We start from the raw sequence: 22,273 nt of genomic DNA, 5'->3' as shown, positions 1-22,273 counted from the left end.
TGGCCGTGGCCGAGGGGGTGTCAGTGTGTGAGGCCAAAACGACGCTCCAAGTATCGAACGATTAATGAGGACGGGTAACTGAGCAACAGGAACAAGATACCTGCGATGGTAATGGGCTCGACGTAGCGGAAGTTCAGTGAAGCGAACTCGAACGCCTCGCCCACGATGTCCGGGAGCCCGATCGCGAACAGCAGGGGGGTCTCTTTGAACATCGAGATCGTGTAGTTACCCAGCGCGGGCAGCACTCGTGGGATCGCTTGCGGCAGGATGATGCCGCTCCACGTCCGTGACCTCGGCAGACTCAATGCCGTAGCTGCCTCCCACTGCCCGGGAGGGACGCCTTCGATCCCGGCACGATATACCTCAGCTGTGTAGCACGCGTAGTGCAGGCCGAGCCCGATGACACCAGCAACCAGTGGGGACAGTGTCACCCCGAATCCCGGGAGCACGAAGAACAGGAAGAAGAGCTGCACCAGCAGCGGTGTGCTCCGGATGAACTCGATCAGCAGCCAGGTGGCGGTACTGACCACCCGGATCGGAGAGCGCCGCATTAGGGCGAAGACCAAACCCAGTGCGTAGGCGACTATCGACCCCAGCACGGTCGCCTGGAAGGTGACTAGCAGGCCGTCCAACACGACCGGTAGCGCCTCCCAGGCGAACTCCCAGTCCCAGGTCATACCCCGCCTCCACCAGCTGACGGAGGCGCAGCAGCGCGGTACCTCTCTCGGAAGGAAGTCCGTCTCGTCGGTGTCCTACCGACCTGTGCCGCGGTCCAGCGTTCCAGCCAGCGCATGCCGAAGGTGATCAGGATGGACAGTGCCAGGTAGGCCAGCAAGGTGAGTGTCCAGATGAGCAGCGCCTGATTGGTGAACCTGTTGAGCAGGACCTCCCGCGCCTGGTAAGTCATCTCATGCACAGTGATGAACGTCAGCAACGCGCTGCCCTTGAGCAGCTGGATGAACAGATTGTTGAACGGTGGCACCATGTCCACCAAGGCCTGCGGCAGGATCACCCGCCGCATCCGTTGCGCGGGTGTCAGACTGAGAGCCACACATCCCTCGTACTGCGCCTTCGGTACCGACTGGATCGCGCCCCGAACGATCTCCGCCCCGTACGCCCCGAAGTTGAGCCCGAGCACGAGAATGCCCGCCCACAGCGGCACGATCTGGAAACCGGTCAACACCGGGAGCACGAAGTAGATCCACAACAGCTGGACCACTTCGGACGTACCGCGCCAGAATTCGACGTAGGTACGCGACACGACCCGGACCAGCACACGGTCGGAGAGCATCGCGAGTCCGAATACAAAGGACAGCACGGTGGCAAGCACGATTCCACCCAAGGTCGCCTCAAGTGTGAGTACCAGACCGTCGAGAATCGTGGAAACGAACAGAGGAAGATTGTCGAACATGGTCGGTCTACCGGCGCCGTAGCGCGATCACGCTGTCGCGCAGAGCTGCTCGGTCGTCACGTCATCCGGCGGCAGGTTGTCCTCAGTGAAACCAAAGGGCTTGACGATCTCCAGCCACCGCCCGCTGGACTGCAGCTTCTCCAGTTCGGTGTTGAACGCTTCGAGGATCTCGTCCTCGCCCTTTCGGAAGACGAACCCACCCGCCTGGATCTGCTCCTCACCATCGACCATGGGAACGAAGCCGTCGGTCACTTCGAGGGCAGCGTCCGGATTCTGCTCCAGCAAGGCCTTCAGCGAGATGTCGGTCAACGCACCCGCGTAGGCGCGATTTGCGAGCAGCGCCTGCAGAAGTTCCGGTTGTCCGTCATAGGTCTGGATCTGCTCGTCTGGGACGCCGAGCGCGACAGCCACCTGCTGTTCGACGGTGCCGGACAGCACCGCGAGGTTCACCCCCTTTGCCTTCACGTCGTCGAAGTTGAGCACCTGCTGCGGGTTTCCCTTCGGGACCAGGAAAGCCGTCGGCGTGATGTAGTCGACGTGCGAGAATGCGGCGTTCGCACAACGGTCGGGCAGAATCGCCATACCGGCGGCCACCATGTCGAACTGACCGGCGTTGAGCGCCGGAATCAACTGACCGAACTCCACTTGGGTTGCCTCGACGTTAGGGATACCCATGGCTTCGAACACCGCCTTGGCCACCTCTGGAGACTCGCCGGTGACCTCTCCGTCCTCTGTGAAGCCATAGGGAATCTCCCCGGCAATACCAATCTTGATAGTGCCAGCGTCCCGGGCACGCTGCAGGGTGTTGACAGCACCGTCCCCACCGGTCTCTGGGACTTCGGAGCAGGCCGACAGGAAGACCGGACCGCCGATGGCTACGGCACCCGCCACTGCAGAACGTCGGAAGAACTCTCGCCGAGTCCACTTGCCCTGATTCATCGTCCTGCCCCTTCCGTGATCGTCCCGTAGTCACCGAACGTTAGGGCATCACTGAAGAGGCTCAAAGCAGGTTCGGAAACTCCATACCCGCCGTTACCGGATAGAGATCGCCTACCGTCCTGGCAGTCCGTTCGCCTCGCGCACGATGGTCACGATGCCGTCCATGATCTCCGTCAGCTCGTAGTCCTTCGGCGTGAACACGGCGGCGATGCCCCGCTCGGTCAGCAGCTTCGCATCGTCGGGCGGGATGATTCCGCCGACGATCACCGGGATGTCACCCGCTCCGGCCGCGTGCAGCCCGTCCACCACCTCCGGCACCACCTCGAGGTGTGAGCCGGAGAGCACCGACAGGCCGACCACATGCACGCCCTCCTGTACGGCGGCGGCCACGATCTGCTCGGGCGTCAGCCGGATGCCCTGGTACACGACCTCGAAACCGGTGTCGCGAGCCCGCACGGCCACCTGCTCCGCGCCGTTTGAGTGCCCGTCGAGCCCGGGTTTGCCGACCAGGATCCGCAGCCGCTCCCCGAGTTCCTCGCTCGTCGCCTTGACCCGCTCCCGGACCCGCTCGATCTCGGCCACGCCGCCCGAGGACATCGAAGCCCCCGACACCCCGGTGGGAGCCCGGTACTCGCCGAACACCTCGCGCAGCGCCCCCGACCACTCCCCCGTCGTGACACCTGCCCGCGCGCACTCCAGCGTCGCGTCGAACAGGTTCTGCGAGGTCTTCGCGACCATGCGCAGTCCCTGCAGCGCGGCCTCGACCTGCTCACCGTCACGCTGCTCGCGCCATTTCTCGATCGCCGCGACCGCTTCCTTCTCGACCGCGGGATCCACCGTCTCGATGGCTTTCGCGCCCTCGGCCTGCAGCGGGCTCGGCTCGGTGGTGTCGAACTTGTTGACGCCGACGAGCACCCGCTCGCCCGCCTCCATGCCCCGCCGGTACTCGGCGAGCGAGGACACCAGCTGCGACTTCATGTAGCCGCTCTCGACGGCCGCGACGGCTCCTCCGAGCTCCTGCACCCTGGCGATCTCCTCGCGGGCGCCGGTCTTGATCTCTTCGACCTTCGCCTCGATAACCCGCGAACCGTCGAAGATGTCCTCGTACTCCAGCAGGTCGGTCTCGAACGCGAGCACCTGCTGCATCCGCAGCGCCCACTGCTGGTCCCACGGCCTCGGCAGGCCCAGCGCCTCGTTCCACGCCGGCAGCTGGATCGCCCTGGCCCGCGACCCCCGCGACAGGGTCACCGCGAGCATCTCCAGCACGATCCGCTGCACGTTGTTCTCCGGCTGCGCCTCGGTCAGGCCGAGTGAGTTGACCTGGACGCCGTAACGCAACCTGCGCGCCTTCGCGTCGGTGACGCCGTAGCGCTCGGCGGTGATCTCGTCCCACAACTCGGTGAAGGCGCGCATCTTGGACATTTCCTCGACGAACCGCACACCGGCGTTGACGAAGAAGGAGATCCGCGCGACCACCTTGGCCATATCGTCGGCGTCGACCTGACCGGAGTCGCGTACGGCGTCGAGTACCGAGATGGCGGTGCACAAGGCGTAGGCGACCTCGTGCGTCGGAGTCGCCCCTGCCTCCTGCAGGTGGTAGCTGCAGATGTTGATCGGATTCCACTTGGGTACGTGGTGCACGGTCCACGCGATCATGTCGGTGATCAGCCGCAGGCTCGGTCCCGGCGGGAAGATGTAGGTCCCCCGGGACAGGTACTCCTTGATGATGTCGTTCTGCGTGGTGCCGGTCAGCTTTGCCAGCACCTCATCGACGTCCCGGCCCTCCTGCTCGGCCTGCTCCTCGGCCACCGAGACGTACAACGCGAGCAGCCACATCGCGGGCGCGTTGATCGTCATCGAGGTGTTCGCCTCGGCGAGCGGGATTCCAGCGAACAGCTGGCGCATGTCCCCGATGTGCGAGACCGGCACCCCGACCTTGCCGACCTCCCCCTTGGCGAGCTTGTGGTCCGGGTCGTACCCGGTCTGCGTCGGCAGGTCGAAGGCCACCGAGAGCCCGGTCTGCCCCTTGGCCAGGTTGCGCCGGTAGAGCTCGTTCGACGCGGCCGCCGAGGAGTGGCCCGCGTAGGTCCGCATGACCCATGGACGATCGAGTTCACGATCCGATGGATAGGGCACGACAAACCTCCCGATCGACGACCGACCCAGCATACTCGTCGGTAACATTTTGTGACGAGTGGAACTCGACACGTCCAGCACGGGCAGCGCCCGCCAACACTGTGACGAAAATCCGACGGAGTCACGGCTCATCACCCGTTAGGGTCGATCAGTGTGACGTGGAGTGTGTACGGCAGCTATCTCGTGGTCGTCGTGCTGGTGGTCATCGCCCCCGGTCCGGACACGATGGTGACCCTGAAGAACTCGCTGGCCGCCGGCTGGCGAGGCGGGCTGATGTCGGTCTTCGGCATCTTCAGCGGCAACGCCGTGCAGGGCAGCGCGGCCGCTCTCGGGCTCGGCGCGATCATCGCCCATTCGCAGCCGCTGTTTCTCACCCTGCGCTGGCTCGGCGTCGCCTACCTCTGCTACCTGGGCTTCCAGGCGTTGCGGGCCGCCTGGCGCGGTAACTACGGCACCCTTCAGGACACCAAACAGGCCAAGTCCTCAGGGTTCCGTCGCTGGCGCGAGGGGTTCCTGTCCAACGTGACCAATCCGAAGGTGCTCGTCCTGTACCTCTCGGTGCTGCCCCAGTTCCTCAACCCCGCGACCACCTCCGTGCTCGACGCACTTGTGCTGGCCTACACCGTGGCCGTCCTCGGCAGTATCTGGCTCCTGCTGATGCTGTTCTTCGTGCACAAGGTTCGGGCCTGGCTCCAGCGCAGGAAGGTGCGCCGCTCGCTCGACGCCGTTACCGGCAGCGCTCTGATCGGCTTCGGTGTGGCACTGGCAGCCCAGTCCTGAGCCAGTTGCCCGAAGCTGCACCGAAAGCCTTGACTGCGGGACACCCGCGTGGTGAGTTCCTCGCCATGACAGATCACTCCTTCGTGTCACATCGCCCCGGGTCGTCACGCTCGGCCAGGGCCACCCGCCGCGCGCTCACCCTCACCGCTGCGACCGCCGCGGTGCTGCTGAGCGCCACAACGGCCGCATCGGGAATCAGCTCCTACAACGCCACACCGGCGCCGGAACGCACCGAGGTCGGTGCGCTCGTGGCCACCTGGGACAACGACGAAGACCCAGCCACACCGGACAGGGTCGACTGGGTCTGCTCCGGCACCATGCTCGACGGCGGCACCTTCCTCACCGCCGCGCACTGCACGAGCGGCTGGCCGGACAACGTACGGTTCTACGTCTCGCTCGAGCAGGACGTGCAGGCCGGGCTCGACGCGGCCGCGCAGCGGTTCCCCGGGCAGCCCACCTCCGTCGCGCGCAGCGTCGGCGTCGAGGGTTCGGCTCACTCGGACCCGGCCTACCCTGGCAATTCGGCCGACTCCCACGACATCGCGGTGATCGAAGTGCCCGCTGCGGAGATGGCGCAGCGCTGGTCGTTCACCCCGGCGGCGCTGCCCTCGGCAGGCGAGCTCGACCAACTGGGACCACAGGGCCTCCGCGAAACGGACTTCGTGGTCGCCGGGTACGGCACCCAGGAGGCGCAGCGCGGCCCTGGCGGGCACACCCACCCCGGTGGCGGCGTACGGATGAAGGCGCCGGTCTCCTTCGACGCACTGAACAAGACGTGGGTGCGTCTCGCGATGACCGAACCACAGGGCAACGGCGGCGCCTGCTACGGCGATTCCGGCGGACCGAACTTCGCGACGATCGACGGTGTGCGCACGCTCGTGTCCACCACGATCACCGGGGACGCGCCGTGCTACGCCACCAACGTCACCTACCGGCTCGACGCGCCGGGCGCACGCTCGTTCCTCAGCCCGTTCGTCGCGCTGCCCTGACCGTTCCCGGTGTGCCTGGCTCGCGACGTGGGCCGGGCACGCCGGGCATCAGGAGCGCTCCGGATTTCCGACGACGCGCTCGATCCGCGCGCCGAGCCGGTTGAGATTCTCCACGAAGTGCGGATAGCCGCGGTCGATGTGGAAAACGTCCCACACCTCGGTGATGCCGTCCGCGCACAGGCCGGCGAGGACCAGACCAGCTCCCGCACGGATATCCGACGCCCACACCGGCGCGCTGGAGAGCCGCTCGACACCCCGCACCACGGCATGATGCCCGTCGGTCCGTGCGTCGGCACCGATACGCACCATCTCCTCGATGAAGCGGAACCGGGCCTCGTAGACGTTCTCGGTGATCATCGATGTGCCCTCGGAGACCGAGGACAGTGCCACCGCGAACGGCTGCAGGTCCGTCGCGAACCCGGGGTACGGCAGGGTCACGAAGTCGACGGACTGCGGCCTGTCGTGCTGCACGATGCGGAAGCCCTCACCGTCGAACGTGGTGACCTCCGCCCCGGCGAGGCGCAGCTTGTCCAGCACGAGGTCGAGGTGGTGCGGGTTGACCCCGCGCACGGTCAGGTCACCCCTGGTCATCGCCGCCGCGAAAGCCCAGGTGGCCCCGACGATCCGGTCGCCGATCACCCTGTGCTCCGTGGGGTGCAACTCGTCCACGCCGTGCACGGTCAGCGTCGAGGTACCAGCGCCCTCGATCTTCGCACCCATCTCGATGAGCATCATGCAGATGTCGGCGATCTCGGGCTCGCGGGCCGCGTTGTCGATGACCGTCGTGCCGTCGGCGAGGACGGCGGCCATGAGGATGTTCTCGGTGGCTCCGACACTGGGGAAGTCGAGCCAGATCTGCGCCCCGTGCAGGCCGTCTGCCTTGGCCACCACGCAGCCGTGCTCGATGGTGCTGGTCGCACCCAGCTTGCGTAGCCCGTTCTGGTGCATGTCCAGCGGCCGCGACCCGATGGCGTCACCGCCGGGCAGGGCGACCACGGCCTGCTTCAGCCTGCCGACCAGCGGGCCGAGCACGCATACCGAGGCGCGCAGCTTGCCCATCGCAGGCGAGTCCGCACGTGCCGAAAGTTCGGCCGGAGTGGTGATGCGCGCGGTGTCGCCGTCGATCTCGACCTCGCAGCCGACGCTGCGAAGGACGTCGCCCATCAGCGGGACATCGAGGATCTGCGGGCAGTTCGTGATGGTCGTGGTGCCTTCGGCGAGCAGTGCAGCCGCCATCAGTTTCAGCACACTGTTCTTGGCGCCGACGACCTCGACCTCGCCGACCAGCCGCCCTCCGCCATGGACGTCGAAGTGCTCGCTCATGCCTCTTGCCTCACTCGCCGGCGGGCTGCACATCGCTCAGTTCCGTACCCGATTCGCTCACGGTGCCGGTCGCTCATGGGCGTTCATCATGCCTGCCATGCCGATCGGACCGACCGGCAGGTCGATGCTCACTGGACCGAAGCGTGGGATTCTGTTATCTATTTGCGAACTAGTAAGCGACCTTGAAGGAGATACACGTGCTGGGGCGTACGGTCACGGCGGCCATGGCGGTCGTCGCGAGCACCATCCTGCTACCGGCCTCTCCGGCGGCCGGTTCACCATCCGCCGCGACGATGCCGCTGTGTGGAGCATCGTTCCTGCCGGAATCCAAGGGCGAGACTTACCAGCAGGCTTTCGCGCGGGTAAACGATTACTACGGCCTCGAATCGGTGCGCCTCTTCTACTCCGGATTACCCCGCCACTGGCCTGGCAAGCTCGACGCGGGCAGGCTCCCGCTCACCGTCTCGTTCAAGGCCGATCCGGCCGAGATCACCGCGGGCAAGCACGACCGGCACTTCCGGAAGTGGTTCGCGGAAGCACCCACCGACGTCGATGTGCACTGGACCTACTTCCACGAGCCCGAGGACAACATCACGAAGGGGCAGTTCACCGCCGCCCAGTTCCGTGCGGCGTGGAAACACCTGCACCACCTGGCCGAGCAGGCCGGGAATCCGCGTCTGCGGTCCACGCTCATCCTGATGTACTGGACCGCCGACCCGAACTCCGGGCGGAACTGGAGGGACTACTACCCCGGCACTCGGTACGTCGACGTGCTCGCCTGGGACGCGTACAACCAGATCGTCGGAGTCACGAAGAAGTACCGCTCCGCCGACACGATCCTGCGCCACGTGGTCGCGGCGAACAGGGCCGCGGACGAACCGCTGGCGATCGGTGAACTGGGCACCGGCCTCGCGACGGGGGACGACGGCCGCGGACGCGCGGCCTGGCTCCGGGAAGTCACCGACTACCTGGCCGAGCACGACGCACTGTGGGTGCAGTACTTCGATGTCGACTACACCGCTCATGGGCACTCCGACTACCGGCTGCGGGACCAGCAGAGCAAGGCGGCCTGGCGGGACTTCTGCCGGAGGTGAGCCGGGACCCCGGCTAGGGTGGTGCCATGTCGGTACGGATCAATCGCGTGTACACGAAGGTCGGCGACAGCGGCACCACCGCACTCGGGGACGGCTCCCGGGTACCGAAGACGTCGGCGAGGCTGGGCGCCTATGCCGACGTCGACGAGACGAACTCGGTCATCGGGATGGCCATCGCGCTCGGCGGGCTGACCGACGAGGTCGCCGCCGTCCTGCGGTCGATCCAGAATGACCTGTTCGACGTAGGAGCTGACCTGTGCGCCCCAGTTGTGGACGATCCGCCCTATCCCCCGCTGCGCGTCACCGAGCCCTACATCGAGCAACTGGAGCGCTGGTGTGACGACTTCAACGAGCGGTTGTCGAAGCTGACGTCGTTCATCCTGCCGGGTGGCACCGCGGGGGCGGCGCTGCTGCACCAGGCCCGCACGGTCTCGCGCAGGGCGGAGCGGTCCGGCTGGCAACTGGTGGAGGCCGACGCCGAGCGGACGAACGTCCTCGCCGTGAAGTACCTCAACCGGCTGTCGGACCTGCTGTTCATCCTCGCGCGCGTGGCGAATCCCGAGGGCGACGTCCTCTGGAAGCCCGGCGGCGAGCGCTAGCCACCCAGCCACCCCCGAGCCACCTGGCCACTACCGAGCCTCGCACTTTCCCGGGAAAGTGCGAGGTTTCGTGCGTGGTCAGCTCGCGCGGGGGACGCGGCGGCCCGGGGGCGCCGACTCGAGCCAGGACAGGAAGCCCGTCAGCGCGCCAGGGCCCATGGCGATCTCGATCGCCTCCTGGGCGTCGGACTCGCAGCGAAGTACGGTCGACCCGGCCGGCACCGCGTAGGACTCGGTGCCGATCGGATCACGCCGGTCGGCGATCTCCAGGCTGTCCCGGTGAAACACCCGGTCCGGGCCGGTCCGCAGGCTCCAGACGCGGTGCCAGACGAACTCCGCGCCCTGGTAGCGGCCGATCCCGAGATGCCAGCCCGACCTTTCCTGGTCGGGCCGCCACCGCAATGCGACGCTCACGCCGCCGAGCTTGCGCATTCGCACCCAGCGAATCAGATACCAGGCGACGATGAACAGCACACCGAGCAGGACTGCCAGGACAATCAGTTCGATGCCCAAGGCCGGCTCCCGCTCGTCGCTCGATCAGACCGACTGGCCCGCTGCGCGCAGCCTCGCGCTCGCTCTGGCGCGCTCGGTCTCGTCCTCCGCCGTCAGCGCCGCCCTGGCCGCCTGGACGTCGATCTCCTCCGCCAGATCCGCGCTCTCCGCGAGCACACTGACCGAACTCCCGGTACAGGACAGGAAGCCGCCGTGCACCGCAGCCGTCACCGTCTCACCGTCGGTGGTGGTCACCTTGACGATGCCACCTTCGATCAGCTGACCGAGGACGGGCTCGTGGCCAGGCATGATGCCGATTTCACCCTCGGTGGTCTGTGCCACCACGAAGGTGGCCTTGCCCGACCAGAGGCGCCGCTCAACGGCGACAAACTCAACGGACATCTCAGCCACGTGGGTCTCCTTCACATCGGGCGCTGAAACCAAGTGTAATGGTCGCGCCGACCGCAATGGGTACGCCTATGCGAACGACGGGGCCGGGATCCTGCCAATCCACAGTGGACCATGCTGGAGCCGGCCCCGCCGCACGCGAGAGGGTCACTTACCGGTGATTTCCTTGTACTTCTTCTCGAGGTCCTCGAGGCCACCGATGCCCAGGAACGCCTGCTCCGGGTAGTGGTCGAAGTCGCCCTTGGCGATCTTGTCGAAGGACTCGATGGTCTCCGACATCGGGACCGTGGAACCCGGCTGGCCGGTGAAGGTCTCGGCGACCAGCATGTTCTGCGAAAGGAAACGCTCGATCCGGCGAGCCCGGTTCACCGTCAGCTTGTCCTCCTCGGACAGCTCGTCCATACCGAGGATCGCGATGATGTCCTGCAGCTCCTTGTACTTCTGCAGGATCCGGATGACCTCGGAGGCCACGCGGTAGTGGTCGTCACCGACGATCGCGGGGTCGAGAATCGTCGAGGTCGAGGCCAGCGGGTCCACCGCAGGGAAGATGCCCTTCTGGAAGACACCACGGGAAAGCTCGGTGGTGGCGTCCAGGTGGGCGAACGTCGTGGCAGGCGCCGGGTCGGTGTAGTCGTCCGCGGGCACGTAGATCGCCTGCATCGAGGTGATCGACCGGCCCTTGGTCGAGGTGATCCGCTCCTGCAGGGTGCCCATCTCGTCAGCCAGGGTGGGCTGGTAACCCACGGCCGAAGGCATCCGGCCGAGCAGCGTGGAGACCTCCTGGCCCGCCTGGGTGAACCGGAAGATGTTGTCGATGAACAGCAGCACGTCCTGGTTCTGCACATCGCGGAAGTACTCCGCCATGGTCAGCGCGGACAGGGCGACCCGCATACGGGTGCCCGGCGGCTCGTCCATCTGCCCGAAGACCAGCGCGGTGTCGTTGATGACGCCGTCCTCGGTCATCTCCAGGAAGAGGTCGGTGCCCTCACGGGTGCGCTCACCGACACCGGCGAACACCGAGGTACCACCGAAGTTCTTCGCGACACGGGTGATCATTTCCTTGATCAGCACCGTCTTGCCCACACCGGCACCACCGAACAGGCCGATCTTGCCACCCTGCACGTACGGGGTGAGCAGGTCGATGACCTTGAGGCCGGTCTCCAGCATCTCGGTCTTGCCCTCGAGCTGGTCGAACGCGGGCGCCTTGCGGTGAATCGGCCAGCGCTCCATGTCGGCGCCGTAGCCGGGCTCGTCGAGGCACTCGCCAAGCGCGTTGTACACGTGGCCCTTGACCTTGTCGCCCACCGGAACCGAGATCGGCGCGCCGGTGTCGGTGACCTCCGCACCGCGGACGAGACCGTCCTGCGGCTGCAGCGAAATGGTCCGGACGAGGTTGTCACCGAGGTGCTGGGCGACCTCGAGGGTCACCGTCTTGCGCAGCTCCGCGAACTCGATCTCGACCTTGAGGGCGTTGAACTGGGCGGGTACCGCACCGCGGGGGAACTCGACGTCGACGACCGGACCGGTCACCGAGACGATTCGGCCCTTGGTGGCGGCGGGGGCATCTTGGGTGGCAGTCATCAGTCATCACTTCCGTGTTCAGGGGAGCGCGATCGCGTGCGTGAACTCGTGCGCGCGCAGGTCGAGGTTGCCATATCACTCATCAGTCGTTCCCGCCCGTTGCGGCGAGCGCGTTCGACCCACCGACGATCTCGCTGATCTCCTGGGTGATCTGGGCCTGGCGGGCCTGGTTCGCCATCCGGGTGTAGGTCTCCACCAACTCGTTGGCGTTGTCCGAGGCCGCCTTCATGGCGGTCCGCTGAGCGGCCAGCTGGGATGCCGCCGACTCCAACAATGCCGAGTAGATGCGCGTTTTGATGTACTTCGGCAGCAGAGCGCCGAGAAGTGTCTCCGCGCTCGGCTCGAAGTCGTAGGCCGGTGGTACCTCGCTGGATCCCGCGGCCGAGTCCTGCTCGTCGGTGTACTCGACCTCCAGCGGGGCCAGCCGCCTGGCGACCGGCGTCTGGGTCAGCATCGACGTGAACTTGGTGTAGACGAGGTGGACCTCGTCGACACCGAGCACTCCCTCGAGCTCAGGGTCGCCGGACGCGCCTTCCGCACCCGCGAGGAAGGCCTTGGTCAGCGCCTCGCCGACCTCCGCCGCGTCCACGTAGTGCGGCTGCTGCGAGAAGCCGGTCCAGCTGTCCGCGAGTTCGCGGCCACGGAACCGGTAGTAGTTCACGCCCTTGCCGCCGATCACATGCAGGACGGGTTCCTTGCCCTGCTCGCGCAGCAACGAGAGCAGCTCCTCGGTGGCCCGCAGCACGTTGGTGTTGTAGCCGCCGCAGAGACCCTTGTCACTGGTGACGACCAGGACCGCGACGCGGGTCGGGTTCTCCCGCTCGACCAGGAACGGGTCATCCAGGTTGGATGCCGCTCCGGCCAGTGCGGAGAGCACGTTGGTGATCTCCTCCGCATAGGGCCTGGAGGCCTCGACCCTCGCCTGGGCCTTGCTGATCCGCGATGTCGCGATCAGCTCCATCGCCTTGGTGATCTTGCCGACCGACTTGGTCGATCGGACCTTCTGCCGTAGCTCGCGAAGTTGCGCCATCTACTTACCCGGTCACTTCTTCGGTGCGGGCTTGTTGACCTTCACGGTCTCCTGCCCGACGTTGTCGGCGTCCATGGCCTCGGCTTCTGCCTCACTCATCAGCGTCTCGCCGGAGGAGGTGGTGAAGCCCTTCTTGAACTCGTCAGCCGCGGCGACCACTCGTTCCGCGAGCTCGGGGCTCCACTTTCCGGTGTCCCGGATCTCGGCGAGGACGCCCTCGTGCTTATGCCGCAGGTTCTGCTGCAGCTCGCTGTTGAACCGGCGCACGTCCTCCACCGGAACCGTGTCGAAGTGCCCGTTCGTCCCGAGGAACACCGAGACGACCTGCTCCTCGACCGCGACCGGCGAGTACTGCGGCTGCTTGAGCATCTCGTACAGCCGGGCACCGCGCTCGAGCTGGGCCTTCGAGGTCGCGTCCAGGTCGGAGGCGAAGGCGGCGAACGCCTCCAGCTCCCGGTACTGCGACAGGTCGATCCGCAGCGAACCGGAGACGGTCTTCATCGCCTTGATCTGCGCGTCACCACCGACTCGCGAGACCGACACACCGACGTCGATGGCCGGCCGCTGACCGGAGTTGAACAGGTCCGACTGGAAGAAGCACTGCCCGTCGGTGATCGAGATGACGTTGGTCGGGATGTAGGCCGAGATGTCGTTGGCCTTGGTCTCGATGATCGGCAGACCGGTCAGCGAGCCCGCGCCCAGCTCGTCGTTCAGCTTGGCGCAACGCTCGAGCAGACGGGAGTGCAAGTAGAAGACGTCGCCGGGGAATGCCTCGCGGCCCGGCGGGCGGCGCAGCAGCAGCGACAGGGCACGGTAGGCGTCGGCCTGCTTGGTGAGGTCGTCGAAGACGATCAGGACGTGCTTGCCCTCGTACATCCAGTGCTGACCGAGAGCGGCTCCGGTGAACGGGGCCAGCCACTTGAACCCGGCGGCGTCGGAGGCCGGGGCGGCGACGATGGTGGTGTACTCCAGCGCGCCCGCGTCCTCGAGGGACTTCTTCACCCCCGCGATCGTCGAGCCCTTCTGGCCGACCGCGACGTAGATGCAGCGGACCTGCTGCTTGGGGTCGCCGGTCTCCCAGTTCTTCTTCTGGTTGATGATCGTGTCGACGCAGACCGCGGTCTTACCGGTCTTACGGTCACCGATGATCAGCTGGCGCTGTCCGCGGCCGATCGGGGTCATCGCGTCGATCGCGGTGATGCCCGTCTGCAGCGGCTCGGACACCGGCTGACGCTGGACCACGGATGCGGCCTGCAGCTCCAGCGCGCGGGACTCGGTCGACTCGATGTCGCCGAGGCCGTCGATGGGCTTGCCGAGCGGGTCGACGACGCGGCCGAGGAAGTCGTCGCCGACGGGGGCGGACAGGACCTTCCCGGTCCGCTTGACCTCCTGGCCCTCCGCGATCGACTCGTAGTTACCGAGGATGACGACACCGATCTGGCGCGGCTCCAGGTTCAGGGCCACCCCGAGGATGCCGCCCGGGAACTCAAGGAGTTCGTTGGCCATCGTCGAGGGGAGGCCTTCGACGTGGGCGACGCCGTCACCCGTGTCGATGACCGTGCCGACCTCTTCCCGGCTTACATCCGGGGAGTAACTCGAGACGTAGTTCTCGATCGCACTGCGGATCTCATCCGAGGAGATCGTCAGCTCCGCCATTGTCGTTCCCGCTCTCGCTTGTGTTGACTGCTCGACTCCGAACCTGCTGCGCTCCTCGCTCGCTGCGATGCTCGCATGTTCCTCGTCTCGCGGTTCTTGCCAGTGTCTGAAAGTCTGTGTGGTGATGCCGCGACCGGCTCAGCCGGCCAACTGCCTGCGTAATGCCTCGAGCCTGCCTGCCGAGCTGCCGTCGATGATCTCGTCACCGACCCGGATAACGAGACCCGCGCCGATGCTCTCGTCGAGCTCGACGTGCAGCGCGATCCGCCGCCCGTAGATCTGCCTGAGCTTCTCGGCCAACTGCTCCTGCTGCTCGCCGGTCAGCTGGGTCGCGCTGGTCACGTGCGCGACCGAACGATCGCTTCGTGCGGCAGCCAGTTCGACCAGTTCGCCGAGGGCGAGTTCGACACCGCGGCCGTTGAGGCGGAGCACCACCTGCTCGACCAGGATCTGCGTGACCGGATCGACCTTGTCCCCGAACAGGTTCCGCACCAGGGTCCGCTTGGCGTCCGCCGGTGCGGACTGGTCGGACAGCGCCTGCTCCAGCGCCTGCTCCCCTGCCACGATACGGGAAATCAGGAAGATCTGGTCCTCGACGGCGGCGAGGTTGCCGGCCTTCTCCGCGCTGGTCAGCAGCGCGGAACGGCCCAGCGACTCGACCCCGTCGACCAGCTCACGCGGGCTGGACCAGCGGTTGCCGACCACCGCGTCGAGCACGGTCAGCGTCGGGTCGGAGACCTTGGCCCCGAGCACTCCCCGGACCAGCCGCTTGCGGGCCTCCGGGTCGGACGAACCGTCGGCGACGGCTCGGCGCAACCCGGCCTCCCTGCCGAGCAGGGCGACGACGGAGAGCAGCTCCTCACCGACGGCGGACGGACCCGAACCGGCGTCGCCGAGCACCTCGTCGAGACGGTTCTCGGCAAGGTGAAGAGCCTCCCGGCTCGCAGCATGCAGCATCATCTACGTCTACTTCCTCGCTCCGGCACCGTTGGTCTCGAGTTCGGCGAGGAACCGGTCGACCGTGCCGCGACGACGGGCCTCGTCCTCAAGGGACTCGCCGACGATCCGGCTGGCCAGCGTCACGGCGTTGCGTCCGAGTTCGGCTCGCAGCTCGGCGACGATCTGTGCCTTCTGCGCCTGCAGTTGAGCCTCACCCTGGGACACGATGCGCCGGGATTCCTCCTGGGCCTCCGCCCGCAGCTCTTCCTTGATCTGCTCGGCCTCGAGCCGGGCATCATCGCGGATCTTGGCAGCCTCGGAGCGGGCTTCGGCGAGCTGCGCCTTGTACTGCTCCAGCGCCTGCTCGGCCTCGGCCTGAGCCTTCTCGGCCTTCTCGATCCCGCCCTCGATCTTCGCCGTGCGCTCTTCGTAGAGGTTCTCGAAGCGCGGAACGGCGTACTTGCGGAGCAGGAACAGCAGGATCAGGAACGCGACCAGACCGAGAATGACCTCGGACAGGTGCGGCATCACCGGGCTGGGTTCTTCCGCCGCAAGGATCATCTGTGTATGCAACACGACGTCTCCCAAATGGGCTTCGGTCTAATCAGCCAGCGGATGCGATGAAGTAAATGACCAGACCGATCAGGGCCAGCACCTCGGTCAGCACGAAGGTGGTCCAGGCGATGGTCATCAGCTTGCCCTGAGCCTCGGGCTGGCGAGCGGTTCCGTTGATGACGGCGGCCCAGATCAGACCCACACCGATACCGGGGCCGATAGCGCCAAGACCGTAGCCAATGGCGGCAAGACCGGGGTTGATGTTGGTCGCAGCCTCGGCAGCCTGCGCAAGAACAATGTTGCTCACGTGCATTTCCCTTTCAACTCGGTCCGCAGCTATGCGGATCGGGGGCTTTGTTGTTCCACTTAGTGGTCGGCGGACAGTGCCGCGCCGATGTACCCGGCGGACAGCACGGCGAAGACGTAGGCCTGAATCACCTGGATAAGGGCCTCGACAAAGGTCATCAGAATGGCGAAGCCGAACGACACCACCGAGACCGCCTTGAGTCCGCCGCCTGCCTCCAGCAGCAGATACTCACCGGCAACCGTGAACACCATCAGGATCAGGTGACCCGCGAACATCGCCGCGAAAACTCGGACTGCCAGGGTGATCGGGTTGAACAAGAACTTCTGGAAGAACTCGATCGGCGTCAGCAGCAGGTAGATCGGCTTCGGCGCACCGGGCGGCACCAGTTGGTTTTTCAGGTAACCGGTGAAACCGTGCCGCTTGAAGCCGACGTAGTGGTAAACCGGATAAACCACCAGAACAGACAGTGCCAGCGGGAAACCGATATGCGACATCGTCGGGAACTGCACGATGGGGATGATCCCGAAGATGTTGTTCACCAGAATGAAGGTGAACAAGCTCAGGATTAGCGGCACGAAGGGCCGGAAGTCCTTGGAACCGATCTGTTCCCTGGCGATGTTGTTGCGGCCGAGGTTGTAGACCGACTCGGCGGCGAACTGGAACTTGCCGGGGACCACCTTCATGCTGCGCGAAGCGAGCATGAAGAACGCCGCGATGATGACGACCGACAGCACTACTAGCACCATCGGCTTGGTGACGAATGTGCCCTCGCCAAAGATCGGCGGCAGGTTGAAACTTTCAGCGCCGGGGGGAGCGAACTCGCCACCTTCGGCTAGTACCAGCGCGCCCAACTGGGCTCCTTCCGGTTCTCCCGGCCGGCGTTCACTCCGCCGGGGGAATCGTCACGATCTGGACTTAACGTACCTGACACCAATCAGGTACCTGGAAGCGGATACCCCACTGTGTGTAGAACACGATGTGACTCCCGGAACCGGCTCGTTCCCTCAAGCGGGTAAGCGGCAGTTCACTGGAGTCGCCACGCTGCTTGGGTGAAGTCACCAACCGGGAGAACAGCGATGCCGCCTCCACGCCGCGGACGATACCAGTCGGTACCTCGACGCCGTACGGCCGTACTCCTTATGTGGCCGACGCCCTACTTCGAGCCGTCGGGGATGATCGTCGGGATCTTGGTCCGCCGGAAGGCGATCACCTCGGCGGCCGCCCAGACCAGGATGACGGCCAGCATGGTGAAGGCGAGTGACTCGCGGTGCAGTGCGTCGATGCCGCCGAGCGCGGTCATCACGCCGAGCAGAACCAGCAGCTTGAAGATGTAGCCACCGAGCGAAACGGCCATGACAGCCATCGGCTCCATACCCGAGGACTTGCGCATCATCCACAGTGTGGCCAGCGAGGAGCCGAAGGCGATGACACCACCGATGAGCGCGCCGAACAGGCCGGCCCAGCCAACCAGCACAGTCGCCACGATCGCGCCGACGACCACGGTCGCGACTCCCGGCCACAACGCCGTCTTCACCATGGCGTCGGCCAACCTCAGCACCGACTCTGCATGAGGATTTCGCTGCTCGTTCATCTCGGTCCCGCTGTCGCTTGCTTCTGCGCTCACTACCGCACTCCCTGCTGGATTCCCAGACCTAAACTGTGCCAGACCTGTCTCGATGGTCTCGCACCTGGGAGCACACCCGGTCGGCGGGCAGCGCCGCGCACCCCCGCGAGCTGGTGTCGCACCCGATTCCCGTACCCCACGCCCCGGGGGCCCCCTGCCCGTGTCTCGCACTTTCCCGGGAAAGTGCGAGACGCGGAACTTCCCGTCCCTGGTCACGCGCTTCCCCCCGCGCACTTTCCCGGGAAAGTGCGACACCCGAGGGTGGTGGCCGGAGCGGGGCGGGCGGGTTTCAGGGACTGGTTCCGTTGCGTTGCCGCTTCAGCCGGGGGACGCCGGAGATCAACACGGCCACCAGCAGCCCTATACCGACGATCCAGAAGACCGCGGCGTTGTCGAACAGCGTGACCGAGACCGCCCCGAAGGCCAGTAGCGCGGCCCACAGGTAGATCAGCAGAACCGCCCTGCGCTGGGAGTGGCCGATCTCCAGCAACCGGTGGTGCAGGTGCATCTTGTCCGCCGCGAACGGGCTCTCGCCCCGGCGCGTCCGCCGGATCACCGCGAGGAGCAGGTCCAGCAGCGGCAGGAACAGCACCGCCGCGACGACGAACAGCGGTGACAGCAGCGCCAGGATGTCCGAGGGGCTGAATGTGATGTAGTTGATCTTGCCTGATGCGGAGGTGCTGGCGGCGGCGAGCATCAGGCCGATCATCATCGATCCCGAATCGCCCATGAATATCTTCGCGGGCTGGAAGTTGTGCGGCAGGAAACCAAGACACGCCCCCGCGAGCGTCGCGGCGATAAGCGCGGGTGGGTAGCTGCCCACGTCACCACCCGAACTCGCGAGCAGCCCGAGGGAGAAGGCACAGGTGGCCGCGGCGGCGATGAAACCGAGTCCGCCCGCCAAGCCGTCCAGTCCGTCGACGAAGTTCATCGCGTTGACCATGACCACCACGAGCAGCACGGCCAGCAGGCCACCCTGGTTCTTGTCCAGCTGCACCACGGAACCCACGACGCCGTCGACGCCGCCCCACGGCACCCAGAACGAGTTCCACTGCACGCCGAAGATCACCAGGATGCCCGCGCACATGACCTGTCCGGCGAGCTTGGTCCACGCGTCGAGCTCGAACCGGTCGTCCAACGCGCCGATCAGCACGATCGCGCCGCCGCCGATGACCACCCCGAGCGGATCCAGTGAGTACTCGAACGCCCGGCGCAGCACCGGCAACTGGTGGGCCATCGCCATTCCGCCGACGACGCCCAGGTACATCGCGAGCCCGCCCATCCGGGGAATCGGGATCACGTGCACATCGCGCGCCCTCGGTGTGGCGATGGCGCCGATCTTGATCGCGAAGCGCCGCACCAGCCCGGTGAGCAGGAAGGTGAGGGCCGCCGTGACGAGGGCGACCAGGACGTACTCGCGGATGGGGAGGCCTGCGGAGGTGGGCGTCACGACGCTGCTATCCCTGGGAGTGCCGGTGCCGAGCGATCACGGGGCGCAACGCTACCGCGCGTCCCGTGAGCCCCGTGTGCCACCTCTGGCCAGCGCGCCCCGGGTTCAGCTCTTCGGCAGCACCGGGATTCCGAGCACGTCGGATACCGCCTCGGAACTCACCGCACCCTCACGCAGCATGATCGGCGCATCCCCGGTCAGGTCCACGACACTGGACGGAACCGGATCGCCCGTCGGGCCCCCGTCGAGGTACACCGCGACGGAGTCCCCGAGCTGGTCCTGTGCCTCCTGCGCGGTACTCGCGGGCGGCTGTCCGGACACATTGGCGCTGGACACCGCCATCGGTCCGACGTCGCGCAGCAGTTCGAGGGCCACGGGATGCAGTGGCATCCGCAGCATGACCGTCCCCCGGGTGGTGCCGAGGTTCCAGGTCAGGCTCGGCGCGTGCGGCAGCACGATCGATAGGTCACCCGGCCAGAAGGCCTCGATCAGTGCCCTGGCCTGCGGCGGCACTCCGAGTGCGAGACCGTCCACCGTGGTCCAGGACCCGACGAGCACACCGACAGGCATGTCCGGGCCGCGATTCTTGGCGCGCAGCAGGGACTGCACGGCGCCGGCGTCGAACGCGTCGGCGCCGATGCCGTAGACCGTATCGGTCGGCAGTACCACCAGCCGGCTGCTACGAACCGCCGATGCGGCAGCCTTCAGTCCGTCGGTCCTGCTCTCCTGCGTGTTGCAGTCGTACACCGCGCTCATGAGCTCAATCCTGGCACGAGCGTTCCGCTCATCCTCTTAGGGCTGTCACGAAGCGGGGCCTGCCCGCGAGATCGTGATGATCCTCGACGTCGGTGAGCACGCGGCGGGCCCGGACCAGTGACGGCACGGCCGCGGCGTGGGTGTCGTCGTGCTCGATGGCCAGACCGCCACCGGGGCGCAGCAGGCGGGCGCCGACGGTGACCGCGTGGCGGATGATCGCCAGCCCGCTCTCCTGCGCGAACACCGCGTGTGCCGGGTCGTGCTCGGCGACCTCCGGCGGCACCCAGGTGCCCTCGGGAACGTAGGGCGGGTTGCAGAGCACCAGGTCGACCAGCCCGTCCAGCTCGGCGAACATCGCGCTGTCGCTGATGTCGCCGGAGTACAGGCGGATGCGGCTGTCGCCCGCCGCCGCGCGTAACTCGGCGTTGTGCCGGGCCCACGCGAGTGCCGTCGGATCGATGTCCACGGCGTAGACCACGGCGTCCGGCCTGGCGTTGGCAACCGCGAGGGCCAAGGCGCCCGAACCGGTGCACAGATCGACCACCACCGGGTACTCGCGCCCCTTGAGCAGCTTCAGTCCCCACTCCAGCAGCAACTCGGTCTCCGGGCGGGGGACGAACACACCAGGACCGACGTCCACCGTGATGCCCCCCAGCGCGGCCCAGCCGACCAGGTGCTGCAGCGGAACCCGTTTGGCCCGCTGCGCGACCATCTGCCCGATGGCGTCGACCACGGCTGGGTCCACCAGTGGCACCAGCGGCAGCCTGCCGCGCTCCACCCCGAGCACGTGAGCGGCGATCAGCTCCGCGTCCGTCCGCGGTGACGACACACCCGCGGTCTCCAGGATGCGCATCGCCTCCATGATCGCCAGGCGCAACGGTTGCCGATTCACACTGCCATCCTCACAGGACAAGACTGGCACAACCACCTCCGGGCATCACGAACATCCGCCGCAGCGTCCCCCGTGTCCACCCCCAGCGCACCCCGTCCGGAAAGTTCCCCAATGCCACATTGGGGACGTTGGAGTTCCCCAATGCGGCATTGGGGACGTTCAAGTTCCCGAAAGCCACATTGGGGAACTCCAAACTCAGCCGATGGTCTGCTCGGCGAGGCGTTCCTCCCTGTCGGCGTCGCGCAGTGCGTCGAGAACGCCGTCCAGTTCGCCGTTGAGGACCTGATCGAGGTTGTATGCCTTGTAGTTGACCCGGTGGTCGGAGATGCGGTTCTCGGGGAAGTTGTAGGTGCGGACGCGCTCGGAACGGTCCACCGTCCGGATCTGTGAGCGGCGAGTGTCGGCCGCCTTGGCCGCGGCCTCCTCCTCGGCGATCGCGTGCAACCGGGCATGCAACACCTGGAGCGCGCGGGCCCGGTTCTGGATCTGCGACTTCTCGTTCTGGCAGGAAACCACGATTCCGGTCGGCAGGTGGGTGATCCGAACCGCGGAGTCGGTGGTGTTTACGCTCTGCCCGCCCGGACCCGACGACCGGAAGACGTCGATGCGCAGATCGTTGGGATCGACCTCCACCTCCACCTCCTCCGGCTCGGGATAGATCAGGATGCCTGCGGCCGAGGTGTGGATACGCCCCTGCGACTCCGTCGCGGGCACGCGCTGCACCCGGTGCACACCACCCTCGTACTTGAGCCGCGCCCACACCCCGTCAACGTCGGCGGTGCGGCTCTTGATCGAGACGGTGGCGTCCTTGTAGCCGCCGAGGTCGGACTCGACGGCGTCGAGTACCTCCGCCTTCCAGCCCAGCCGCTCGGCGTAGCGCAGGTACATCCGCAACAGATCGCCCGCGAACAGCGCGGACTCCTCACCGCCCTCGCCGGACTTGACCTCCATGACGACATCGGCCGAGTCGTAGGGGTCACGTGGCAGCAGCAGCTCGGTCAGCCTGCTCTCCAGTGCCGGGATCTGCTGGGCGAGCTCCTCCGCCTCCGCCGCGAAAGCGGCGTCCTCCCCCGCGAGTTCACGCGCCGCGACCAGGTCGGAGCGGGCGGACTCCAGCTCGCCGATCGCCTTCACCACCGGCGACAGCTCGGCATAACGCCTGCCGAGCTTGCGCGCGCGGGACTGATCGGCGTGCACCGACGGATCCGCCAGCTGGTCCTCCAGCTCGGCATGCTCGTCGAGCAGTGCCTGCAGGGAACTCGATTCCACGCTTACCTCTTCTCCCGCGAAACGCCCGCTGGGGGCGCGGCGC

23 protein-coding genes are annotated in these 22,273 nt (G+C 66.5%); 4 read left to right on the top strand and 19 right to left on the bottom strand.

Annotation, left to right across the window (positions count from 1 at the left end):
• Positions 1 to 20 precede the first annotated feature (20 nt).
• From ehuD to D0C15_RS20265, 4 genes are all read right to left on the bottom strand, one after another.
• Entirely contained in the window at positions 21 to 677 is a 657-nt protein-coding gene (ehuD, locus tag D0C15_RS20280; RefSeq protein ID WP_116047907.1) for an ectoine/hydroxyectoine ABC transporter permease subunit EhuD, read from the bottom strand.
• Positions 674 to 1,411 carry an ectoine/hydroxyectoine ABC transporter permease subunit EhuC gene (gene ehuC / locus D0C15_RS20275; protein ID WP_116047903.1) on the bottom strand — a complete coding sequence of 246 codons (738 nt, stop codon included), beginning with the start codon at positions 1,409 to 1,411 and terminating at the stop codon, positions 674 to 676. The genes ehuD and ehuC overlap by 4 nt, the downstream gene beginning before the upstream one ends.
• Positions 1,412 to 1,438: 27 nt before the next feature.
• On the bottom strand, positions 1,439 to 2,350 hold the full coding sequence (ehuB, locus tag D0C15_RS20270; RefSeq protein WP_211323271.1) for an ectoine/hydroxyectoine ABC transporter substrate-binding protein EhuB: 912 nt from the start codon (positions 2,348 to 2,350) through the stop codon (positions 1,439 to 1,441).
• Positions 2,351 to 2,461: 111 nt separating this feature from the next.
• Positions 2,462 to 4,486 carry a protein meaA gene (locus D0C15_RS20265; RefSeq protein WP_281270720.1) on the bottom strand — a complete coding sequence of 675 codons (2,025 nt, stop codon included), beginning with the start codon at positions 4,484 to 4,486 and terminating at the stop codon, positions 2,462 to 2,464.
• Positions 4,487 to 4,639: 153 nt separating this feature from the next.
• On the opposite strand from D0C15_RS20265, the gene D0C15_RS20260 reads away from it, so the two are divergent.
• Together D0C15_RS20260 and D0C15_RS20255 are read left to right on the top strand one after the other, a co-directional pair.
• Positions 4,640 to 5,266, top strand: a complete 627-nt coding sequence (locus D0C15_RS20260; protein ID WP_116047896.1) for a LysE family translocator — start codon at positions 4,640 to 4,642, stop codon at positions 5,264 to 5,266.
• Positions 5,267 to 5,331: 65 nt separating this feature from the next.
• Positions 5,332 to 6,255 (top strand): trypsin-like serine protease, encoded by a 924-nt coding sequence (locus D0C15_RS20255; protein ID WP_116047894.1) that lies wholly within the window; start codon positions 5,332 to 5,334, stop codon positions 6,253 to 6,255.
• A 48-nt stretch (positions 6,256 to 6,303) separates the two neighbouring features.
• On the opposite strand, the gene murA is transcribed toward D0C15_RS20255, so the two are convergent.
• Positions 6,304 to 7,578 (bottom strand): UDP-N-acetylglucosamine 1-carboxyvinyltransferase, encoded by a 1,275-nt coding sequence (gene murA, locus D0C15_RS20250; RefSeq protein ID WP_116047891.1) that lies wholly within the window; start codon positions 7,576 to 7,578, stop codon positions 6,304 to 6,306.
• A gap of 197 nt (positions 7,579 to 7,775) precedes the next feature.
• Here murA and D0C15_RS20245 point away from each other — a divergent pair, with 197 nt between their 5' ends.
• Together D0C15_RS20245 and D0C15_RS20240 are read left to right on the top strand one after the other, a co-directional pair.
• Positions 7,776 to 8,672 carry a glycosyl hydrolase gene (locus D0C15_RS20245; RefSeq protein WP_116047889.1) on the top strand — a complete coding sequence of 299 codons (897 nt, stop codon included), beginning with the start codon at positions 7,776 to 7,778 and terminating at the stop codon, positions 8,670 to 8,672.
• A 26-nt stretch (positions 8,673 to 8,698) separates the two neighbouring features.
• Entirely contained in the window at positions 8,699 to 9,271 is a 573-nt protein-coding gene (locus D0C15_RS20240; protein ID WP_116047887.1) for a cob(I)yrinic acid a,c-diamide adenosyltransferase, read from the top strand.
• A gap of 78 nt (positions 9,272 to 9,349) precedes the next feature.
• Here the strand turns inward: D0C15_RS20240 and D0C15_RS20235 are convergent, their stop codons facing one another.
• The 14 genes from D0C15_RS20235 to prfA all read right to left on the bottom strand — a co-directional run bounded on the left by D0C15_RS20235 (position 9,350) and on the right by prfA (position 22,230).
• Positions 9,350 to 9,784 (bottom strand): DUF2550 domain-containing protein, encoded by a 435-nt coding sequence (locus tag D0C15_RS20235; RefSeq protein ID WP_116047885.1) that lies wholly within the window; start codon positions 9,782 to 9,784, stop codon positions 9,350 to 9,352.
• A gap of 24 nt (positions 9,785 to 9,808) precedes the next feature.
• The gene (locus tag D0C15_RS20230) at positions 9,809 to 10,174 is read right to left on the bottom strand and encodes a F0F1 ATP synthase subunit epsilon (protein ID WP_116047883.1); all 366 of its coding nucleotides are present in this window, start codon (positions 10,172 to 10,174) and stop codon (positions 9,809 to 9,811) included.
• A gap of 144 nt (positions 10,175 to 10,318) precedes the next feature.
• Entirely contained in the window at positions 10,319 to 11,752 is a 1,434-nt protein-coding gene (gene atpD / locus D0C15_RS20225; protein ID WP_116047881.1) for a F0F1 ATP synthase subunit beta, read from the bottom strand.
• An 82-nt stretch (positions 11,753 to 11,834) separates the two neighbouring features.
• The gene (locus D0C15_RS20220; RefSeq protein WP_116047879.1) at positions 11,835 to 12,782 is read right to left on the bottom strand and encodes a F0F1 ATP synthase subunit gamma; all 948 of its coding nucleotides are present in this window, start codon (positions 12,780 to 12,782) and stop codon (positions 11,835 to 11,837) included.
• A 12-nt stretch (positions 12,783 to 12,794) separates the two neighbouring features.
• Complete coding sequence (atpA, locus tag D0C15_RS20215) at positions 12,795 to 14,438, bottom strand: F0F1 ATP synthase subunit alpha (RefSeq protein ID WP_116047877.1); 1,644 nt, start codon at positions 14,436 to 14,438, stop codon at positions 12,795 to 12,797.
• A gap of 138 nt (positions 14,439 to 14,576) precedes the next feature.
• Positions 14,577 to 15,398 carry a F0F1 ATP synthase subunit delta gene (locus tag D0C15_RS20210; RefSeq protein ID WP_116047874.1) on the bottom strand — a complete coding sequence of 274 codons (822 nt, stop codon included), beginning with the start codon at positions 15,396 to 15,398 and terminating at the stop codon, positions 14,577 to 14,579.
• Between the two features lie 6 nt (positions 15,399 to 15,404).
• Positions 15,405 to 15,953, bottom strand: a complete 549-nt coding sequence (locus tag D0C15_RS20205) for a F0F1 ATP synthase subunit B (protein ID WP_281270719.1) — start codon at positions 15,951 to 15,953, stop codon at positions 15,405 to 15,407.
• Positions 15,954 to 15,981: 28 nt separating this feature from the next.
• A complete protein-coding gene (locus D0C15_RS20200; RefSeq protein WP_116048009.1) occupies positions 15,982 to 16,239 on the bottom strand; it encodes an ATP synthase subunit c family protein in 258 nt (85 codons plus the stop codon).
• 59 nt (positions 16,240 to 16,298) lie between these two features.
• A complete protein-coding gene (gene atpB / locus D0C15_RS20195) occupies positions 16,299 to 17,090 on the bottom strand; it encodes a F0F1 ATP synthase subunit A (protein WP_116047869.1) in 792 nt (263 codons plus the stop codon).
• A gap of 302 nt (positions 17,091 to 17,392) precedes the next feature.
• On the bottom strand, positions 17,393 to 17,830 hold the full coding sequence (locus D0C15_RS20190; RefSeq protein ID WP_116048007.1) for a Cg1360 family ATP-synthase-associated protein: 438 nt from the start codon (positions 17,828 to 17,830) through the stop codon (positions 17,393 to 17,395).
• A 322-nt stretch (positions 17,831 to 18,152) separates the two neighbouring features.
• Positions 18,153 to 19,313, bottom strand: a complete 1,161-nt coding sequence (locus tag D0C15_RS20185; RefSeq protein WP_116047867.1) for a glycosyltransferase family 4 protein — start codon at positions 19,311 to 19,313, stop codon at positions 18,153 to 18,155.
• Positions 19,314 to 19,418: 105 nt separating this feature from the next.
• Complete coding sequence (locus D0C15_RS20180; RefSeq protein ID WP_116047866.1) at positions 19,419 to 20,069, bottom strand: L-threonylcarbamoyladenylate synthase; 651 nt, start codon at positions 20,067 to 20,069, stop codon at positions 19,419 to 19,421.
• 28 nt (positions 20,070 to 20,097) lie between these two features.
• Positions 20,098 to 20,961, bottom strand: coding sequence for a peptide chain release factor N(5)-glutamine methyltransferase (gene prmC / locus D0C15_RS20175; RefSeq protein ID WP_116047864.1), 864 nt, complete (start codon positions 20,959 to 20,961; stop codon positions 20,098 to 20,100).
• Positions 20,962 to 21,156: 195 nt separating this feature from the next.
• On the bottom strand, positions 21,157 to 22,230 hold the full coding sequence (prfA, locus tag D0C15_RS20170) for a peptide chain release factor 1 (RefSeq protein WP_116047862.1): 1,074 nt from the start codon (positions 22,228 to 22,230) through the stop codon (positions 21,157 to 21,159).
• Positions 22,231 to 22,273: the final 43 nt, after the last annotated feature.

Origin of the sequence: Amycolatopsis palatopharyngis (assembly GCF_003385185.1) — a bacterium.
Classification (GTDB): Bacteria; Actinomycetota; Actinomycetes; order Mycobacteriales; family Pseudonocardiaceae; genus Amycolatopsis; species Amycolatopsis palatopharyngis.
Note: the sequence above shows the minus strand (reverse complement) of the source record. Positions and strands in the feature narration are given on the sequence as shown.